Here is a 17,002-nt window from a genome sequence, read left to right on the forward strand (position 1 = left end):
CCTGACACACGGCCGGGAGCGGGCGCTCGCGGCCGTCACTCCTCCAGCTGCAGCCGGTACCCCATACCGGCCTCCGTGAGCAGATAACGCGGCTCGCTCGCGTTCGGCTCGAGCTTCTTGCGCAGCTGCGACATGTACAGCCGCAGGTACCCGGTGTCAGCGACGTGCTCCGAGCCCCAGATGCTGGTGAGGAGGGTCTGGCGCGTCACGAGCTTCCCCGGGTTGCGCAGCAGCACCTCCAGCATCTGCCACTCCGTCGGCGTCAACCGCACCTGACGTTCCTCGCCGTCGATCCGGCGGGTGACGCTGTGGGCGGCCAGATCCACCGACACCTCCCCGAAGGTCACCACGGGGTCCGCCTCCTGGTTCGGAAGCCGGCGCGTCAGGGCGCGGATGCGGGCGAGGAGCTCCTCGATCGAGAACGGCTTCGTGACGTAGTCATCCGCGCCGGCGTCCAGCGCCTCGACCTTGTCGGCAGCGCCGGTGCGGCCGGAGATGACGAGGATGGGAGCGGCAGACCACCCCCGGATGCCGTGGATGACGTCGATGCCGTCCAGCTCCGGCATCCCGAGGTCGATCAGGAAGATGTCGGGGTGGTGATCGATCGCGCCGGCGATGGCCTGCGTGCCGTTGGCGGCCACGAAGATCTCGTATCCCTTGGCCGTCAGGGTGATGCGCAGTGCGCGCAGGATCTGCGGGTCGTCGTCGGCGATCAGGATCCTCATGCGCTGTCACCACGGCGTGAGCTGCCCGCGGCCGTCGGCGACGCGGCGGCCGCGGGCAGCGAGACCACCATCGTCAGGCCCCCGCCGGGGGTGTCTTCCGGGTCGAGCGACCCGCCCATTCCCTCGACGAATCCTTTCGACAGCGCCAGTCCCAGCCCGAGCCCAGTGGAGTTGTCGGTGTCGCCCAGCCGCTGGAAGGGGACGAAGATGTCATCCCGACGGTCCGGTGCAACGCCCCGGCCGTGGTCGATGATCCGGATCTGGACGGCGCCGGCGAAGAAGCTCGTGGTTATCCGCACCTTGCTCCCCGGCGGCGAGTGCCGGAGGGCGTTCGCGAGGAGGTTGACGACGACGCGCTGGAGCAGGACGGGGTCTGCCTGCAGCGCGGGGGTGTCCGGAGCGAGGTCGAGTTCGACCTGCTGCGGTCCGACCTCCAATTCGTCCAGTGCCGGAAGAATCACGTCCGCCGGGTCGAGGGCGCTGGTGGTGATGCGCAACGCACCGGCCTGCAGGCGGCTGACGTCCAGCAGATCGGTCACCAGCGCCGCCAGCGCGGTCAGGCTCTCGTCCGCGGTCTCCAGGAGCTCGTCGTGATCGCGTTCGGAAAGCGCCCCGCCCGCGGCGCGGAGTCCGCCCACGGCGGCGGTCGCAGCGGCGAGCGGACGGCGGAGGTCGTGGCTGAGGGCCGACAGCAGTGCTCCGCGGACTTTGTCGGAGGCGGCGAGAGGTGCCAGGTCGCTGGCCACCTCTTCGAGCGCGTCGTGATCGAGGGCCGCTCGCAGCTGCGCGACCATGACGGCGAGGAGCCGTCGCTCCGAGGCTGCCAGGTCGGGGCCGTGCAGCTCGAGTTCGACCCCCTCTCGGACGGGAAAGGGGACGAACCGGTTGTCGCTGAGGGGCTCGCCGCTTCGAGCGAGGACCGTTTCGCCGGCCATGAGACGCACCCCGGCCAAGCCGAACGATTCGCGCGTGCGGTCGACGAGGGCCTGCACGGCACCCTCGCCGCGGAGCACGCTCCCCGCCACCGACTGCAGAAGCTCCGACTCGGCGGCCGAACGCCGGGCGGCGCGCGTCTGCCGCGCTGCCCGGTCCACCATGACGCTCACGAGCACCGCGATCGTGACGTACAGCGCGAGGGCGAGCAGGTGCAGTGGATCGCTGATCCTCACCGTGTAGTACGGCTCGATGAACAGGAAGTCCAGGGTGATCCCCGACAGCACCGCGGCGAAGAGGGCCGGCCAGATGCCGCCCACCAGCGCCACGACGACCACGAGCAGCTGGTAGCTCAGCACGTCGCTGGTGATCGAATCGGCGCTGCGCAGAGAGACCAGCAGCCACGACATCAGCGGTCCGCACACCAGCGCGAGGGCGAATCCGGCGAGCCGCCGACTCATGCTCAGCGCGCCGCCCAGAGGAGGCAGCGCGAAACGTCCCCCCGCCGCGGCATGGTTGACGATGTGCACGTCGATGTCGCCCGACTCGCGGATCACGGTCGCCCCGATGCCCGGCCCGGTCAGCAGGGCGAGCAGGCGGCTGCGGCGGCTCACGCCGATGACCAGTTGCGTGGCGTTGGCCGATCGCGCGAAATCGACGAGCGACTGCGGGATGTCATCGCCGACGACCTGGTGGTAGGAGCCGCCGAGTTTCTCCACCAGGGCCCGCTGCTCCGCGAGGGCCACCGGGTTGGCCAGCCGCAAGCCGTCCTGGCTGGTGACATGCACCGCCAGCACCTCCCCCCCGGCCGATCGCGCGGCGATGCGGGCGCCGCGGCGGATGAGCGTCTCACCCTCTGGACCGCCCGTGAGGCTCACCACGACCCGCTCACGGGCCTCCCACTGGCTGTCGATCCCGTGCTCGGCGCGGTAGTCCTTCAGGGCCTGATCGACTTCGTCGGCCAACCACAGCAGCGCCAGCTCTCGAAGCGCGGTCAGGTTCCCCAGCCGGAAATAGTTCGACAGCGCGGCGTCGATCCGTTCCGCGGGATAGATCAGACCGCCCGACAGGCGGTCGCGGAGCGCCTGCGGCGCCAGGTCGACCACCTCGACCTGGTGAGCCGTACGCAGAATCTCGTCGGGAACGGTCTCACGCTGAGGCACACCGGTGATCTTCTGCACCACATCGTTGAGCGACTCGATGTGCTGGATGTTGACCGTGGAGATGACGTCGATGCCCGCATCCAGCATCTCTTCGATGTCCTGCCAGCGCTTGTCGTGCCGGGATCCGGTTGCGTTCGTGTGGGCCAGCTCGTCCACGAGCGCGACGGCCGGGCGCCGCGCCAGAACGGCATCCAGGTCCATCTCGGTCAGCTCCACATCGCGGTGGACGAGGACGCGACGGGGGATGAGTTCAAGCCCCTCCGTCATGGCAGCGGTGGCCGCGCGGCCGTGGGTATCCACCACGGCGATCACGACGTCCTTGCCCTCCGTCCGGAGCCGCCTGCCCTCCTCGAGCATCGTGAAGGTCTTGCCGACGCCGGGGGCAGCGCCGAGGATGACGCGAAGCCGCCCCCGTCCGGGCATATCTCAGTCCCCCTACTCGTCCAACGCCAGATTAATCTCCAGCACGTTGACCGTGGGCTCACCGAGGTAGCCGAGATCGGGGCCGTTGCTGTGCTGCCCGACGATATCGCGAACCTCCTCGGGAGACATTCCGCGCGCCTCCGCCACCCGCTCGATCTGAATCGCGGCGTACTCGGGGCTGATGTGCGGGTCCAGGCCGGACGCTGACGCGGTGACCGCGTCGGCGGGCACGGCCTCCTCCGCGACGCCGTTGAACTCCGCGACCTGCGCCTTCCGTTCGGCGATGGCGGCGATGAGGTCCTCGTTCTCCGGGCCGTAGTTCGACCCCGAGGAGGCGCCGCCGTCGTAACCGTCGCCGGCTGCCGAGGGGCGCGGCTGGAAGTACTCCGCCAGCGGGGCGCCCTCCGCGTCGGTGAACGGTTGTCCGATGAGCGACGAGCCGACCGGGGCGCCGTCCGCGTCGCGCACGAGCGAACCGTTGGCCTGCGCGGGGAACACGAGCTGTCCGACACCGGTCATCGCCGCGGTGTAGACCACGCCCAGCACCACGGTGAACAGGGCCATGGCGCGTACGGCGACCCCGATCGTCCGTCCGGTGGAGCGAGTGGATGCGTTCATTGTCTTTTTCCTCAGAAGCCGGGGATGAGGCGGATGATCAGGTCGATCAGCCAGATCCCGATGAAGGGTGCGATGAGACCACCGAGCCCGTAGACCAACAGGTTGCGGTTCAGCGTCTTGGCCGCCGTCTGCGGGCGGTACTTGACGCCTCGCAGCGCCAGGGGGACGAGGAAGACGATGACGATCGCGTTGAAGATGATGGCGGACAGGACCGCCGAGGCCGGGGAGTGCAAACCCATGACGTTCAGCACGGCGAGCCCCGGGAAGACGCCCATGAACATCGCCGGGATGATCGCGAAGTACTTCGCGATGTCGTTCGCGATGGAGAACGTCGTCAGCGCACCCCGGGTGATGAGCAGCTGCTTGCCGATGCTGACGATGTCGATGAGCTTCGTGGGGTCGGAGTCGAGATCGACCATGTTGCCGGCCTCTTTCGCCGCAGAGGTTCCCGTGTTCATCGCCACACCCACGTCCGCCTGGGCAAGGGCGGGTGCGTCGTTCGTGCCGTCTCCGGTCATCGCGACGAGGTTGCCGCCGGCCTGCTCCTTCCGGATGTAGGCCAGCTTTTCTTCGGGCGTCGCCTCGGCGAGGAAATCGTCGACGCCGGCTTCCGCGGCGATGGCGGCGGCGGTGAGCGGGTTGTCACCGGTGATCATCACCGTCCGGATCCCCATGCTCCGCAGTTCGGCGAACCGCGCGGGCAGTCCGTCCTTGACGACGTCCTTCAAGTGGACGACGCCGAGGACTCGGCCCTCCCCCGCGGCGTCCTTCGTTGCGACCACGAGCGGGGTGCCGCCCGACCGCGAGATGCGTTCGGTCTGCTCGTCCAGCTCGGCGAGCAGGCTGCTCGGCTGACGTCGGCCGTCCTCCTCGAGCCACGCCACGACGGCTGCGCCGGCGCCCTTGCGGATCATCCGCCCGTCGGGGAGGTCGAGGCCCGACATGCGCGTCTGCGCCGTGAAAGGCACGATCTCACCCTGCGGAGGGGTGGCGACATCCATCCCCTGGGCGGCGGCGAGCGAGACGATCGATGACCCTTCCGGGGTGGGATCGGCCATCGACGACAGTGCCGCAGCGCTGATCATCTCCTGTTCCGCCACCCCGGCCAGGCGCACGAACTCGGTCGCGCGGCGGTTGCCGTAGGTGATGGTGCCGGTCTTGTCCAGGAGCAGGGTCGTCACGTCCCCGGCGGCCTCGACCGCGCGGCCCGACATGGCCAGCACGTTGCGCTGGACCAGCCGGTCCATCCCCGCGATCCCGATGGCCGACAGCAGCGCACCGATCGTCGTGGGGATGAGGCACACGAGAAGGGCGATCAGGACCGTGATGCTGACGGGCGCTGCGGCGTAGGACGCGATCGGGTTCAGCGTCAACGCGACCACGACGAAGACGATGGACAGTGCGGCGAGCAGGATCGACAACGCGATCTCGTTCGGCGTCTTCTGCCGCGCCGCGCCTTCCACCAGCGCGATCATCCGGTCGACGAAGGTCTCGCCCGGCTTCGAGGTGACCCGCACGACGATGCGGTCCGATAGCACGCGGGTGCCGCCCGTGACCGCCGAGCGGTCGCCGCCCGATTCGCGCACCACGGGAGCGGACTCGCCCGTGATGGCCGACTCGTCCACGGATGCGATTCCCCAGACGATGTCACCGTCGCCTGGGATCAGCTCGCCGGCGGAGACGACGACGATGTCACCCAGCTGCAGTTCGGCCGACGAGACGTCGGCGGATCCCGCGCTCAGCGCCGCCGGATCCGCTACGGGGTCATAACCCTCGATGCGGTGGGCGATGGTGCTCGTGCGGGTCTTGCGCAGCGTCTCGGCCTGCGCCTTGCCGCGGCCTTCGGCCACCGACTCGGCGAGGTTGGCGAACAGGACCGTCAGCCACAGCCAGATGGCGATGCCCCACGTGAACGACCACGGCACGGCAGTGCCTCCGGAATCGGCGGGGCCGCCGAGGAAGGGTTCCGCGATCGCCAGCGCGGTGGTCAGGGCAGCGCCCACCCAGACGATGAACATGACGGGGTTGCGCCACTGCTGTCGCGGGTCGAGCTTGCGCAGGGCGCCGGGCACCGCTGCACCCAGCTGGCGCCACGAGAACGCGCCGCGGGGGGCCGCCCCCGCCGGCGTGGCCGGTGCGCTCGCGGGAGGCACCGTGGGGGTGATGAGTGTGGACATGGTCAGATCAGCCCTTCCGCCAGGGGACCCAGCGCGAGAACGGGGAAGAAGGTCAACGCCGTGATGAGAACCGTCACGGCGGCAAGGAGGCCCACGAACTGGGGGCGGTGCGTGGGCAGCGTGCCAGCCGTGGACGGCACCTTGTCCTGTGCCGCGAGCGAGCCCGCCAGGGCGAGGACGAGCACGATCGGCAGGAATCTGCCCAGCAGCATTGCGACACCCAGAGCGATGTTCATCCACGGGGTGTTCGCGGTCAGGCCGGCGAACGCCGATCCGTTGTTGTTCGACGCCGAGGTGAAGGCGTACAACACCTCGGACATGCCGTGGATGCCGGGGTTCCAGATCGAGGTGTTCTCGACATCCTCCCGCACGCCCGGGATGGCGAAGCTCAACGCGGTACCGGTGAGCACGAGCGTGGGCGTCACGAGGATGTACAGCGCGGCCAGCTTGATCTCGCGCGGTCCGATCTTCTTGCCCAGATACTCGGGGGTCCGGCCGATCAGCAGACCGGAGATGAACACCGCGATCACCGCGAGGACCAGCAGGCCGTACAGACCCGAGCCGACTCCACCCGGGGCGACCTCGCCGAGCATCATGTTGAGCATCGGCATCATGCCGCCCAGCGCCGTGTAGGAATCGTGCATCGAGTTCACCGCACCCGTGGAGGTGCCTGTGCTCGTGGTGGCGAAGAGGGTGGAGGCGATGATCCCGAAGCGTTGCTCCTTGCCCTCCAGGGCCCCACCCGCCAGCTCCGGCGCGGTACCCCGGCCGGCCGACTCCAGCGCGGTGAGGATCGCGAACGATGCCACGAACAGCACCCCCATGACCGAGAGGATCGCGTAGCCCTGGCGGTTGTCGCCGACCAGGCGCCCGAAGGTGCGGGGCAGCGCGAAGGGGATGAGGAGCATCAGCACGATCTCGAACGTGTTGGACCATGCGGTCGGGTTCTCGAAGGGGTGGGCGGAGTTCGCGTTGAAGAACCCGCCGCCGTTCGTGCCCACGAGCTTGATGGCCTCCTGGGAGGCGACCGGGCCGCCCGGGATGACCTGCGTCCCGCCGCTGAGAGTCGCGACCTCCGTGAATCCGTTGACGTTCTGGATCACGCCTGCCGCCATGAGAACGACGGCGGCGACCGCGGCGATGGGCAGCAGGATGCGGGACAGGCCGCGGGTCAGGTCTACCCAGAAGTTCCCGATCGTCCCCGACCGGCGGTACGCGAACCCGCGTACGAGGGCGATGGCCACGGCCATCCCGACGGCGGCGGAGGTGAAGTTCTGCACGACGAGCGCCGCGAACTGCACCGTGTACCCCAGCGTCAGCTCAGGGGAGTACGACTGCCAGTTCGTGTTCGCGACGAAGGATGCGGCGGTGTTGAACGACAGGTGTTCGCTGGGGGCCGGCAGGCCGAGGGAATAGGGCAGCCACTGCTGCAGCCGCTGCATCCCGTAAACCAGGAGAACGCCGACCGCGGAGAACGTGAGCACGCCCCGCAGGTACGCCTGCCATGTCTGCTCGGCCCGGGCGTCGACGCCGATGACGGCGTACACGCCCCGCTCGATTCTCCAGTCCTTGCGAGTCGTGTACACCCACGCCATGTAGTCACCGAGCGGGCGATACAGCACCGCGAGGATGACGGCGACGGTCAGCAACGCAAGCAGGGCCGACAGCCACGCCATCAGAACCGCTCCGGCTTCACGAGGGCGAACAGGAGATAGCCGATCGCAGCTATGGCGAGGACGACAGCGATGAACGCGAAGACGGTCACAGCTTCTCCACCGCCTTCCCGAGGACGCCGAGGATCACGAAGAGGGTGATCACGCCCAGCACGAAAACGAGGTCAAGCACGGAGGGACTCCATTCGGAGAGCAGCGGCCCCCACGGGTCGGGCGCCGCGTGCCGGGTCAGGCACGAATCCCGATCAAACACCCGCATCGCGCGCCGGAGGACCGTCCTAACGGAACCCATACGGCTCCGTGGCGAAACCTCACACCATCCATACCGGCGACCGTGACGTCGCGCCGGCGTGGCTTCGTACCTACATACCTCCGTACCTAGTGTTGCTATCTACCGGTACTCGGCGTTACTATCTACCGGTACCCAGCAACGCTGAGTAGCGCAGGAGGGGCCGTCATGGGCAAACCGGACACCGAGATGCTCAAGGGCGTCCTGGAGGGGATCGTTCTCGCGGTGCTCGCGCAGCGGTCCGCGTACGGGTACGAGATCACCGCGGGGCTGCGTGAGCGCGGTTTCGCCGACATCGCCGAGGGGACGATCTACGCACTCCTCGTCCGCATCGAGCAACGCGGACTGGTCGACGTGGAGAAGGTTCCCTCGGAGAAGGGGCCTCCCCGCAAGGTCTACACACTCAACACCACCGGGCGGGAGCAGCTCGCCGAATTCTGGAAGACGTGGGGTTTTCTCGCCGAACGGCTGGAACAGCTCCGCGAGGAAGGGGACTGACCGTGGCCTGGTACGAGAAGATCATCGGAGATCTGGGACAGAAGAAGCGGTATCTGGCCTACAAGGCGCGCGTCCGGCGCCTTCCCGGTCCCTACCGTCACGCCGCGGCCGCCCTCGAGCGCTACCTCCTGCATCTGGGGCCGAGCAACGACGGCGCCAGTCTCGTCGCGATGCTCGACGACCTCGGCGAACTCCTCGAACAGAGCGCGGCCGCCGGCATCTCGATCCGCGACGTCGTCGGCGACGATCCCGTCTCCTTCGCCGACACCTTCATGCAGAACTACGGCGGGGGGAGCTGGATCCGTACCGAACAGTCCCGCCTCGAGAAAGCCATCGACTCGGCCGACCAGGAGCAGAAGCCCTGACCAGCGCGCGCAGCGCCTGACATCCTGCACGACACGCCCTCCGGCCCCGCGGCTCGAGGCGATGGCTTCGTGCGGCCTCGGACAGCACCCCGCCACCGTTCAAGAAGGAACCCATCATGACAACCGCCATCCACGTCCGAGGCCTGGAGAAGGCCTTCGGCGATGTGTCCGTCCTCCGCGGCGTCGACCTCGACGTCGCCCGCGGCAGCGTCTTCGCCCTCCTCGGTTCCAACGGCGCCGGGAAGACGACGATCGTGAAGATCCTGGCCACCCTGCTTTCCGCCGACGCCGGATCGGCCGTCATCGATGGGCGCGACGTGTTCACGGAGCCGGCCGGGGTCCGTTCGTCGATCAGCCTCACCGGCCAGTTCGCCGCCGTGGATGAGGTGCTCACCGGTCGCGAGAACCTCATGCTCGTGGCGCGGCTCAGGCACCAGCAGGACCCGGGCCGGATCGCCGACGACCTGCTTGCGCGTTTCCAACTCACCGATGCCGGCGTTCGGAGGGCCGGGGCCTACTCCGGAGGAATGCGCCGACGACTCGACATCGCGATGAGCCTCATCGGCGACCCGTCGGTGATCTTCCTGGACGAGCCCACGACAGGACTCGATCCCGAGGCCCGGATCGAGGTCTGGCACGCGGTGCGCGAACTCGCCGCACACGGTACGACGGTGCTGCTCACGACCCAGTACCTCGACGAGGCCGAGCACCTGGCCGATCGCATCGCGATCCTTCACGACGGCCGGATCATCGCCGACGGCACGCTCGCCGAGCTGAAGGCGCTCCTTCCTCCCGCGAAGGTCGAGTACGTCGAGAAGCAGCCCACCCTCGAGGAGATCTTCCTCGCGGTCATCGGCGGCACGAGCCGCACCGCGTCCGCCGGTGATTCCGCCACCCACGACGAGAGGACCGCACCATGACCACGCACTTCTTCGGCGACACCGCCGTTCTCACCGGCCGCTCGCTGCGCCACATCCTCCGCAGTCCCGACACCATCGTCACGACCGCGGTCACCCCGATCGCGCTGATGCTGCTGTTCGTCTACGTCTTCGGCGGGGCGATCGACACCGGCACGCAGTCATACATCGACTACATGCTCCCCGGGATCCTCCTCATCACTGTCGCATCCGGCATCGCGTACACCTCGTACCGGCTGTTCCTGGATCTGCAGGGCGGGATCTTCGAGCGCTTCCAGTCCATGCCGATCGCACGCTCCTCCGTGCTGTGGGCGCACGTGCTGACCTCGCTCGTGGCGAACGTCGTCTCGCTCGTGATCGTGGTGGGCGTCGCGCTGCTGCTCGGCTTCCGGTCGGGAGCCGGGGTGCTGGAGTGGCTCGCCGTCACCGGGATGCTGCTCCTGTTCACCCTCGCGCTGACGTGGATCGCGGTCATCGCCGGCCTGTCGGCGAATACGGTGGACGGCGCGAGCGCGTTCTCCTATCCGCTGATCTTCCTCCCCTTCCTCAGTTCGGCGTTCGTTCGTACCGACACGATGCCCGGCCCGGTGCGCTGGTTCGCGGAGAACCAGCCGGTGACGTCGATCGTGAACTCGATGCGCGACCTGTTCCTGCACCAGCCGGTCGGTTCGGACATCTGGATCGCCCTGGCCTGGTGCCTCGGCATCCTCGTCCTGGCCTTCGCGGTTTCGATGCGCCTCTATCGCCGCAGGGCGCGCTGACCCGGGACCCCCCACCGGTCGACTCGCCACCATCCGCGCCGGATCGGCCCGAAGCCGGACGGAAGGTGGCGAGTCGACGGGAGATCAGGCCAGGACGAGCGACTCCAGGCGGGCGTAGCTGGATTCCATGCCGTCGACCATGCCCGTGGCCAGGATCATGTCGCGCGTCTCCTTGTCGGGGTACTCGATGAGGAGCGTGAGGAGCGTCGCACCGTCCTCCTCGTAGAGGGTCATGTCGTTGACGGTGCCCTCCCCCTCCATCCCGATCATGCGCTCGGTGGTCACCGCGCGCCGCGGGGGGTCGGAGAGGAGCGTCTCACCTTCGAAGCCGAACCTCTCCCCGGGCTGGCCGGGGGCGGGCTCCCACTCGTACCGGTAGTGCCCGCCCACGGCGGGGTCGACCTCCGCCACCGGCATGGTCCACCCGTCGGGGCCGAGCAGCCACTGCTTCAGCAGCTCCGGCTCGTGGTGTGCGCGCCACACGAGGTCGCGCGGGCCGTCGATGACGCGCGTGATGCGCACGTGCGTGTCGTCGAGCACCTCCAGCTCGGTCCCCGCGCCCCGCGAGTACTCCCGGAGGTCGCGCAGCACGGTGTCCAGCTGGCTGATCGCCATCGTCGCGCCCTCGGCCATGCCCATCGCCGTGAGCTGCTCGAGCGCCTCGGTCGAGGGGAAGGAGGTGACGAGAGTCAGTCGCGACCCCGCGTCCGTTGCGGTGACGGCGAAGGTCATGCGCGAGGCGGGCATGTCGGGGGATGCGGCGCCCGACTCGTCGGCGAAGGTATCCAGCACCTCGTATCCGGCGGAGGCGGCGATCGAAAGGAACTCCCAGCGGCCGCGCGAGACGTCGCCGCGGGGGCCGGTCATCGCGTACGTGGCGACCCCGCCGGGGACGAGGTCGAACGCGTCGAAGGTGGCCGGATACCCGGGAGGCCCCCAGAAGCGCTCCAGCTGGCGTGGGTCCGAGAGGGCCTTCCACAGCCGCTCGGGACCGACCGGGAAGTCGGCGACGAGCGTCATCGTGAGGCCCTCGGGGTCGGTGGTCACAGATGTGACGGGCATGACGTTCTCCTTCGGACAGGTGGATGCCGCAGCATCCGGATCAGGTCGCGGGGTCTTCCCGCAGCAGGTCGTCGAGGCGGTCGATGCGCGACCGCCAGAGCCGCTCGTATTCGGCGAGCAGTCGGCGGGCGCGGGCGATCGTCTCCGGATCGGCGCGCACGAGTCGCTCCCTTCCGTCGGCTCGCTTCCGAACGAGGTGAGCCGCTTCCAGCACGGCGACGTGCTTCTGGACGGCGGCGAAACTCATGTCGTAGTCGGCGGCGAGCGCCGACACCGACTGCTCGCCGGTGAGGGTGCGGCGCAGGATGTCGCGCCGCGTGGCATCGGCGAGGGCTCGGAAGATCCGGTCCACCGCCGCGTCATCGAGGACAGTTTGTACAACCATTTGGTTGCACGTTAGCCCTCGGTGAAGGGCCCGTCAACCCCATGTCCGCCGCCGTCCTGCCTTCCGCGCCGTCCCGAGGCGGGGATGCCGGGAGCCCCCGCGCCCGATACCCTCGCGGTATGACGTCCCCCGACGGTGCCACCCGGGCGAAAGACCGTCTCGCCGACGACAACCTGCCCGACCCGCTCAACCCCGGCAAGGGTGTTCCCCGGGCCGACGGACCGTCGAACCTCCCGAAGGGCGACGTGCGGGTGGCGTCGTGGATCGCGCTGGTCAGCGGTGTCATCGTCGTGGCGTGGTACCTCAGCATCCTCGTGCTCGGCGGCGTGTACCTCGAGGACTTCAGCACTCCCGCCCAGGTGGGCGCCTGGATTCTCGCCGCGGTCTCGTTCATCTGCGGCCTCGTGTCGTTGAACGCCCGCCGCGCGCGCGAACTGGCCTCAGCCGGGTTCATCGCCGGAATCGTGTCGATGCTCGTGAGCCTGACGATCGGCCTGCCGACCGGATTCCAGATCCTGTACTGACGCGAGCGCCCCGTCGGTGGGGCCCAACTAGACTGAACGCGTCCGGCATCCCCGAATCTGTTCGGCCGAATCCTGGAGTGCAGCCGCGTGACAATCCCCGCTGAAAACGCCGTCGCGAGAGCCGCGGCACCACGCGATACCCTCGCCGAGGCATCCGGTGCCGACGACGCGCGAGCGTCTCTGGCCGACACCGTCGACAACGCCCTCGCCACGCCGGACCGGGAGCAGCCCTACGGCGCACTGGGCCTCAAACCCGACGAGTACGCGCGCATCCGCGAGATTCTGGGCCGCCGGCCGACGAGCGGCGAGCTGGCGATGTACTCGGTCATGTGGAGCGAGCACTGCTCCTACAAGTCGAGCAAGATCTACCTGCGCCAGTTCGGCGAGAAGGTCTCCGACGAGATGAAGACCCGCCTCATGGTGGGCATGGGCCAGAACGCCGGCGTCGTCGACATCGGCGAGGGCTGGGCGGTCACCTTCAAGGTGGAATCGCACAACCACCCCAGCTACATCGAGCCCTTCCAGGGGGCGGCCACCGGGGTCGGCGGCATCGTGCGCGACATCATCTCGATGGGCGCGCGCCCGGTCGCCGTCATGGACCAGTTGCGCTTCGGCGCGATCGACCACCCCGACACCGCCCGCGTCGTCCACGGCGTCGTGTCGGGCATCTCCTTCTACGGCAACTGCCTGGGCCTGCCCAACATCGGCGGCGAGACCGTCTTCGACTCGGTCTACCAGGGCAACCCGCTCGTCAACGCCCTCGCGGTGGGCGTGCTGCGTCACGAAGACCTGAAGCTCGCCAACGCCTCCGGCGTGGGCAACAAGGTCGTGCTGTTCGGCGCGCGCACCGGCGGCGACGGCATCGGCGGAGCATCCATCCTCGCCTCCGACTCGTTCGACTCCACCGGCCCCACCAAGCGGCCCGCCGTTCAGGTGGGCGACCCGTTCGCCGAGAAGGTGCTCATCGAGTGCTGCCTCGAGCTCTACCAGGACGACCTGGTCGAGGCGATCCAGGACCTCGGGGCCGCCGGTATCTCCTGCGCCACGAGCGAGCTGGCCGCCAACGGCGGCAGCGGCATGAAGGTCGAGCTCTCCCACGTCCTGCTGCGCGATCCCTCGCTCACTCCCGAGGAGATCCTCATGTCGGAGTCGCAGGAGCGCATGATGGCGATCGTCGCCCCCGACAAGCTCGACGCGTTCCTCGCCGTCACCGGGAAGTGGGATGTCGAGACCAGCGTGCTGGGCGAGGTCACCGGCGACGGGCGCCTCGTCATCGACTGGCACGGCCGCGAGATCGTCAACGTCGACCCGTCGACCGTGGCCGTCGACGGCCCCGTGTACGAGCGTCCGGTCGCGTACCCCACGTGGATCGACGCGCTGCGCGACGACTCGGCGAGCGCCCTCCCGCGGGAGAGCGACCCCGACGCCCTGCGCAGCCAATTCATCCGGCTGCTGTCGAGCCCGAACCTCGCCGACACGGCGTGGATCACGAACCAGTACGACTACTACGTCATGGGCAACACGGCCCTGTCGTTCCCCGACGACGCGGGGATGATCCGCGTCGACGAGGAGTCGGGCCTCGGATTCGCGATCGCCACCGACAGCAACGGTCGCTACTGCCAGCTCGACCCGTACGAGGGCGCGAAGCTGGCGCTGGCCGAGGCGTACCGCAACGTCGCCGTCACCGGCGCTGCCCCCGCCGCCGTCACCGACTGCCTGAACTTCGGCAGCCCGGAGAATCCCGAGGTCATGTGGCAGTTCTCGCAGGCCGTCGCGGGCCTGGCCGACGGATGCCTCGAACTGGGCATCCCCGTCACCGGCGGGAACGTCTCGTTCTACAACCAGACCGGCGACGCTCCCATCCACCCCACGCCGGTCGTGGGTGTGATGGGCATCATCGACGACGCCGCCCACCGCATCCCGAGCGGCTGGCAGGACCCGGGCGAGAACCTCTACCTGCTGGGCGTCACCGCCACCGAGCTCTCGGGTTCGCAGTGGGCGGGCACCATCCACGGTCACCTCGGCGGGCGTCCGCCGCGGGTGGATCTCGCTCAGGAGCGCCGGCTTGCCGAGCTGCTGCGTGCCGGCAACGACCAGGCGCTCATCTCCAGCGCCCACGACCTCTCCTCGGGCGGCCTCGCGCAGACGCTGGCCGAGGGGGTGCTGCGCTTCGGTGTCGGCGCACGCGTGTGGCTCACCGAGATCATGGAGCGCGACGGCGTGGATGCGACGGCGGCGCTCTTCTCCGAATCCACCGGTCGCGTGCTGGTCTCCGTGCCCCGCGAGGAGGACGTGAAGTTCCGCGGGCTGTGCGCCGGCCGGGGATACCCGGTCCTGCGGATCGGCGTGACCGACTCCCCCGGCGACGGCACCGAGCCCGCCCTGGAGGTGCAGGGCGTGTTCACCCTCCCCGTGTCGGAGCTGCGCGACCTGTCGACGTCCACGCTGCCGGCTGCTTTCGGGCCGACCGTCACCGAGCCCGCCGCTTAGACTGACGCCATGACCGACTCGGAGGACTACGGACCGCTCGGACAGACCCGGCAGCGCCGCATCCGTATCGTCGCATGGGTCGTCATCGCGTCACTGGTCCTCGTGGGCGGCGGCGCGACGGTGATCTCGCTGCTGCTCGGCTGACCCGGAAGGTTCCTGAGCGGGCGGAGCGAGACGAAGGGCGCGCGATTAGCATGAAGGCGTGGATCCGCTCTGGCTCGCCGAAGTGTGGTGGATCGCTCCGGCTGCGGTCGGCGCGGGCGCTCTCGGTTGGGCGGGGGTCCGCATGAGCCGGGGCTCCGGACGGGCGCGTCGCCTCGAGCTCGAGGCCTCGCGCCACGACGTGCGCAGCGCGTACGAGGCACTGACCCGCGCCCGCGCGGGGGTTCTCAGCGCTCGCGCAGCCGTCGCGCGCGCGGACGCCGACCGGGTGGCCGGCCGCGGCGCCCCCGGCGCGACAGCCGCCGCCCGTCGATCGCTGGCGCAGGCCGAGCGCGACGTGCAGGCGGCCTACGCCGACCTGCGGGCCCGCCGGGCCGGGGTGCGCGCAGCCCGGGCCGCCGTTCCGCCGGCGCGGGCGGGGCGCGATGCGCTTCCGCTGGCCCGGCTGCTCGCCGAGCACGACGCGCTGCGCTCGCGGTGGCTCGCGTACGAGACGGATGCGGGCAAGGCCATCGACTATCCGTCGATGAGCGACCCGCAGCATCCCCTCACCGCCGAATTCCTCCGCGCACAGGCCACCGCACAGTGGCTGCGGCCGGCGAACGCCGATGTGAAGATGCGCCCGGCCGACTTCGCCGCCTACCGCGACGCGGTCCGGGAGGCCGAGCGCACGTTCGCGGCGGCCGAGCATGCGGCGCGTCGGGCGCACGGCGACCCGGACGAGACACCCTCCCCCGCCGACCGGTGGTCGGACCTCGCGCGCGACGTCATGGATTCGACGTCCCGCGCGGTCGCGCGATCGGCCGAGGCCGTGGCGCGCGCCGCGGAAGCCGGCTGGAAGAACCGGAAACGCCCGCCTACCGAGTAGCCGCCTCCTCCCGGCGAGCCCCCGCGTAGCATGGCGACGTGGACTTCTGGCAGTTCCTCCGCGACTACTGGTGGCTGGCGTTTCCGCTGTTCGGCATCGCCGGCGGCGTGGCCAGCAGCTGGGAGAGGGCCACGCGCCGCCGACACAAGCGGCGCCTGGAGATCCTGAAGGCCAAGAGCGAACTCCGGGCCGCGCAAGCCGCGGGCCTCGCCCGACCTGCCGCCGCATCCGGTGAGCTGCCCGCCGAGTCGCAGTCCGCGCAGCTGGAACGGCTGTTCGCGGCACACGACGCCGTGACCGCCCGGTGGTTGGAGTACGAGCTGGACGTGGCGAAGATGATCGCCTATCCCGCGATGAGCGACGGCCGTCAGCCGCTGACCGCCGCCTACCTGCGGGCCAAGCGTGCGGCCGACGGGCTGCGCCCCGCGTCGGCGAAGGCGCGGCTGACGCACCAGGAGCTGACCGAGTATCGCAACGCCGTCACCGACTACGAGGTCGCCTTCGAGGTGGCCGAGCGCGACGCGCGCCGGGTGAAGGCCTCCTCCTTCACCGACGCGGAGCGGAAGCGCCTCGACACGGCCCAGCAGCTGCTGACCGTCGCGGTGGACCAGGCAGCCACCCCCGCCGAACGCCAGCTCGCGTACCGACGGGTGCGCGAAGAACTCGACGGCCTCCTCTCCCTTTCGGACGAGGCCATCGACGTGCTCGAGCAGAGGGTCGCGCTGGAGCTTCCCGCCGGGGCGGATGCTCCCCCCGCGCCCCCGCGGGCAGCGGATGCTCCGCCCCCGCCCCGGGCGGCACCGGACGCGGCGTTTCCGCCGCCCGTGCCCCGGGCGGCACCGGATGCGGCGCCTTCCCCACCCGCGCCTTCCCACGCACCGAAGACGGCCGCCCGCCCGGTGCCGTCCGGCGACAGCGCCCCCGGCCGGGTGATCCGCCCCAAGCCGGCCCCCTGACTCCTGCCCGCCC

Annotated in this window: 18 protein-coding genes; 9 read left to right on the forward strand and 9 right to left on the reverse strand. The window is 69.7% G+C overall.

What is annotated here, in order from left to right; all coding sequences use genetic code 11:
- Positions 1-35 precede the first annotated feature (35 nt).
- The 7 genes from AC2DFQ_RS11650 to AC2DFQ_RS11680 are packed head-to-tail and all read right to left on the reverse strand — an operon-like array spanning position 36 to position 8,004.
- Positions 36-725 carry a response regulator gene (locus AC2DFQ_RS11650; protein WP_484534009.1) on the reverse strand — a complete coding sequence of 230 codons (690 nt, stop codon included), beginning with the start codon at positions 723-725 and terminating at the stop codon, positions 36-38.
- The gene (locus AC2DFQ_RS11655) at positions 722-3,244 is read right to left on the reverse strand and encodes a DUF4118 domain-containing protein (RefSeq protein ID WP_484534010.1); all 2,523 of its coding nucleotides are present in this window, start codon (positions 3,242-3,244) and stop codon (positions 722-724) included. Before AC2DFQ_RS11655 ends, AC2DFQ_RS11650 begins: the two co-directional genes overlap by 4 nt.
- A 12-nt stretch (positions 3,245-3,256) precedes the next feature.
- A complete protein-coding gene (kdpC, locus tag AC2DFQ_RS11660; protein ID WP_484534011.1) occupies positions 3,257-3,862 on the reverse strand; it encodes a K(+)-transporting ATPase subunit C in 606 nt (201 codons plus the stop codon).
- A gap of 11 nt (positions 3,863-3,873) precedes the next feature.
- A complete protein-coding gene (kdpB, locus tag AC2DFQ_RS11665; protein WP_484534012.1) occupies positions 3,874-6,039 on the reverse strand; it encodes a potassium-transporting ATPase subunit KdpB in 2,166 nt (721 codons plus the stop codon).
- 2 nt (positions 6,040-6,041) lie between these two features.
- On the reverse strand, positions 6,042-7,715 hold the full coding sequence (kdpA, locus tag AC2DFQ_RS11670; RefSeq protein ID WP_484534013.1) for a potassium-transporting ATPase subunit KdpA: 1,674 nt from the start codon (positions 7,713-7,715) through the stop codon (positions 6,042-6,044).
- On the reverse strand, positions 7,715-7,804 hold the full coding sequence (locus AC2DFQ_RS11675) for a potassium-transporting ATPase subunit F (RefSeq protein ID WP_484510745.1): 90 nt from the start codon (positions 7,802-7,804) through the stop codon (positions 7,715-7,717). Before AC2DFQ_RS11675 ends, kdpA begins: the two co-directional genes overlap by 1 nt.
- Positions 7,801-8,004 carry a hypothetical protein gene (locus AC2DFQ_RS11680; RefSeq protein ID WP_484534014.1) on the reverse strand — a complete coding sequence of 68 codons (204 nt, stop codon included), beginning with the start codon at positions 8,002-8,004 and terminating at the stop codon, positions 7,801-7,803. The genes AC2DFQ_RS11675 and AC2DFQ_RS11680 overlap by 4 nt, the downstream gene beginning before the upstream one ends.
- Positions 8,005-8,169: 165 nt before the next feature.
- Between AC2DFQ_RS11680 and AC2DFQ_RS11685 the strand changes: the two genes are divergently transcribed.
- From AC2DFQ_RS11685 to AC2DFQ_RS11700, 4 genes are all read left to right on the forward strand, one after another.
- Positions 8,170-8,499 carry a PadR family transcriptional regulator gene (locus tag AC2DFQ_RS11685; protein ID WP_484510743.1) on the forward strand — a complete coding sequence of 110 codons (330 nt, stop codon included), beginning with the start codon at positions 8,170-8,172 and terminating at the stop codon, positions 8,497-8,499.
- Between the two features lie 2 nt (positions 8,500-8,501).
- On the forward strand, positions 8,502-8,864 hold the full coding sequence (locus AC2DFQ_RS11690; protein WP_484534015.1) for a DUF1048 domain-containing protein: 363 nt from the start codon (positions 8,502-8,504) through the stop codon (positions 8,862-8,864).
- A 116-nt stretch (positions 8,865-8,980) separates the two neighbouring features.
- The gene (locus tag AC2DFQ_RS11695) at positions 8,981-9,784 is read left to right on the forward strand and encodes an ABC transporter ATP-binding protein (protein WP_484534016.1); all 804 of its coding nucleotides are present in this window, start codon (positions 8,981-8,983) and stop codon (positions 9,782-9,784) included.
- Positions 9,781-10,542: an ABC transporter permease gene (locus AC2DFQ_RS11700; protein WP_484534017.1), complete on the forward strand. Its 762-nt coding sequence runs from the start codon at positions 9,781-9,783 to the stop codon at positions 10,540-10,542. The genes AC2DFQ_RS11695 and AC2DFQ_RS11700 overlap by 4 nt, the downstream gene beginning before the upstream one ends.
- A gap of 84 nt (positions 10,543-10,626) precedes the next feature.
- Here AC2DFQ_RS11700 and AC2DFQ_RS11705 read toward each other — a convergent pair whose 3' ends face one another.
- A complete protein-coding gene (locus AC2DFQ_RS11705) occupies positions 10,627-11,604 on the reverse strand; it encodes an SRPBCC family protein (RefSeq protein ID WP_484534018.1) in 978 nt (325 codons plus the stop codon).
- Between the two features lie 40 nt (positions 11,605-11,644).
- Complete coding sequence (locus tag AC2DFQ_RS11710) at positions 11,645-11,989, reverse strand: ArsR/SmtB family transcription factor (protein WP_484534019.1); 345 nt, start codon at positions 11,987-11,989, stop codon at positions 11,645-11,647.
- 119 nt (positions 11,990-12,108) lie between these two features.
- Between AC2DFQ_RS11710 and AC2DFQ_RS11715 the strand changes: the two genes are divergently transcribed.
- From AC2DFQ_RS11715 to AC2DFQ_RS11735, 5 genes are all read left to right on the forward strand, one after another.
- Complete coding sequence (locus AC2DFQ_RS11715) at positions 12,109-12,513, forward strand: hypothetical protein (RefSeq protein ID WP_484510737.1); 405 nt, start codon at positions 12,109-12,111, stop codon at positions 12,511-12,513.
- 180 nt (positions 12,514-12,693) lie between these two features.
- The gene (gene purL, locus AC2DFQ_RS11720) at positions 12,694-15,003 is read left to right on the forward strand and encodes a phosphoribosylformylglycinamidine synthase subunit PurL (RefSeq protein ID WP_484534106.1); all 2,310 of its coding nucleotides are present in this window, start codon (positions 12,694-12,696) and stop codon (positions 15,001-15,003) included.
- A gap of 9 nt (positions 15,004-15,012) precedes the next feature.
- Positions 15,013-15,147: a hypothetical protein gene (locus tag AC2DFQ_RS11725; RefSeq protein ID WP_484510736.1), complete on the forward strand. Its 135-nt coding sequence runs from the start codon at positions 15,013-15,015 to the stop codon at positions 15,145-15,147.
- A 58-nt stretch (positions 15,148-15,205) separates the two neighbouring features.
- Positions 15,206-16,033, forward strand: a complete 828-nt coding sequence (locus AC2DFQ_RS11730; protein WP_484534020.1) for a hypothetical protein — start codon at positions 15,206-15,208, stop codon at positions 16,031-16,033.
- 38 nt (positions 16,034-16,071) lie between these two features.
- Positions 16,072-16,989, forward strand: coding sequence for a hypothetical protein (locus tag AC2DFQ_RS11735; protein WP_484534021.1), 918 nt, complete (start codon positions 16,072-16,074; stop codon positions 16,987-16,989).
- Positions 16,990-17,002: the final 13 nt, after the last annotated feature.

This window comes from Microbacterium sp. Z11_20 (assembly GCF_057197605.1).

Bases quoted from the DNA above. Each gene is read 5' to 3' on its own strand.
- AC2DFQ_RS11650 (WP_484534009.1), bottom strand. From the start codon at position 725: ATGAGGATCCTGATCGCCGACGACGACCCGCAGATCCTGCGCGCACTG.
- AC2DFQ_RS11655 (WP_484534010.1), bottom strand. From the start codon at position 3,244: ATGCCCGGACGGGGGCGGCTTCGCGTCATCCTCGGCGCTGCCCCCGGC.
- kdpC (WP_484534011.1), bottom strand. From the start codon at position 3,862: ATGAACGCATCCACTCGCTCCACCGGACGGACGATCGGGGTCGCCGTA.
- kdpB (WP_484534012.1), bottom strand. From the start codon at position 6,039: ATGTCCACACTCATCACCCCCACGGTGCCTCCCGCGAGCGCACCGGCC.
- kdpA (WP_484534013.1), bottom strand. From the start codon at position 7,715: ATGGCGTGGCTGTCGGCCCTGCTTGCGTTGCTGACCGTCGCCGTCATC.
- AC2DFQ_RS11680 (WP_484534014.1), bottom strand. From the start codon at position 8,004: ATGGGTTCCGTTAGGACGGTCCTCCGGCGCGCGATGCGGGTGTTTGAT.
- AC2DFQ_RS11685 (WP_484510743.1), top strand. From the start codon at position 8,170: ATGGGCAAACCGGACACCGAGATGCTCAAGGGCGTCCTGGAGGGGATC.
- AC2DFQ_RS11695 (WP_484534016.1), top strand. From the start codon at position 8,981: ATGACAACCGCCATCCACGTCCGAGGCCTGGAGAAGGCCTTCGGCGAT.
- AC2DFQ_RS11700 (WP_484534017.1), top strand. From the start codon at position 9,781: ATGACCACGCACTTCTTCGGCGACACCGCCGTTCTCACCGGCCGCTCG.
- AC2DFQ_RS11705 (WP_484534018.1), bottom strand. From the start codon at position 11,604: ATGCCCGTCACATCTGTGACCACCGACCCCGAGGGCCTCACGATGACG.
- AC2DFQ_RS11710 (WP_484534019.1), bottom strand. From the start codon at position 11,989: ATGGTTGTACAAACTGTCCTCGATGACGCGGCGGTGGACCGGATCTTC.
- AC2DFQ_RS11715 (WP_484510737.1), top strand. From the start codon at position 12,109: ATGACGTCCCCCGACGGTGCCACCCGGGCGAAAGACCGTCTCGCCGAC.
- AC2DFQ_RS11725 (WP_484510736.1), top strand. From the start codon at position 15,013: ATGACCGACTCGGAGGACTACGGACCGCTCGGACAGACCCGGCAGCGC.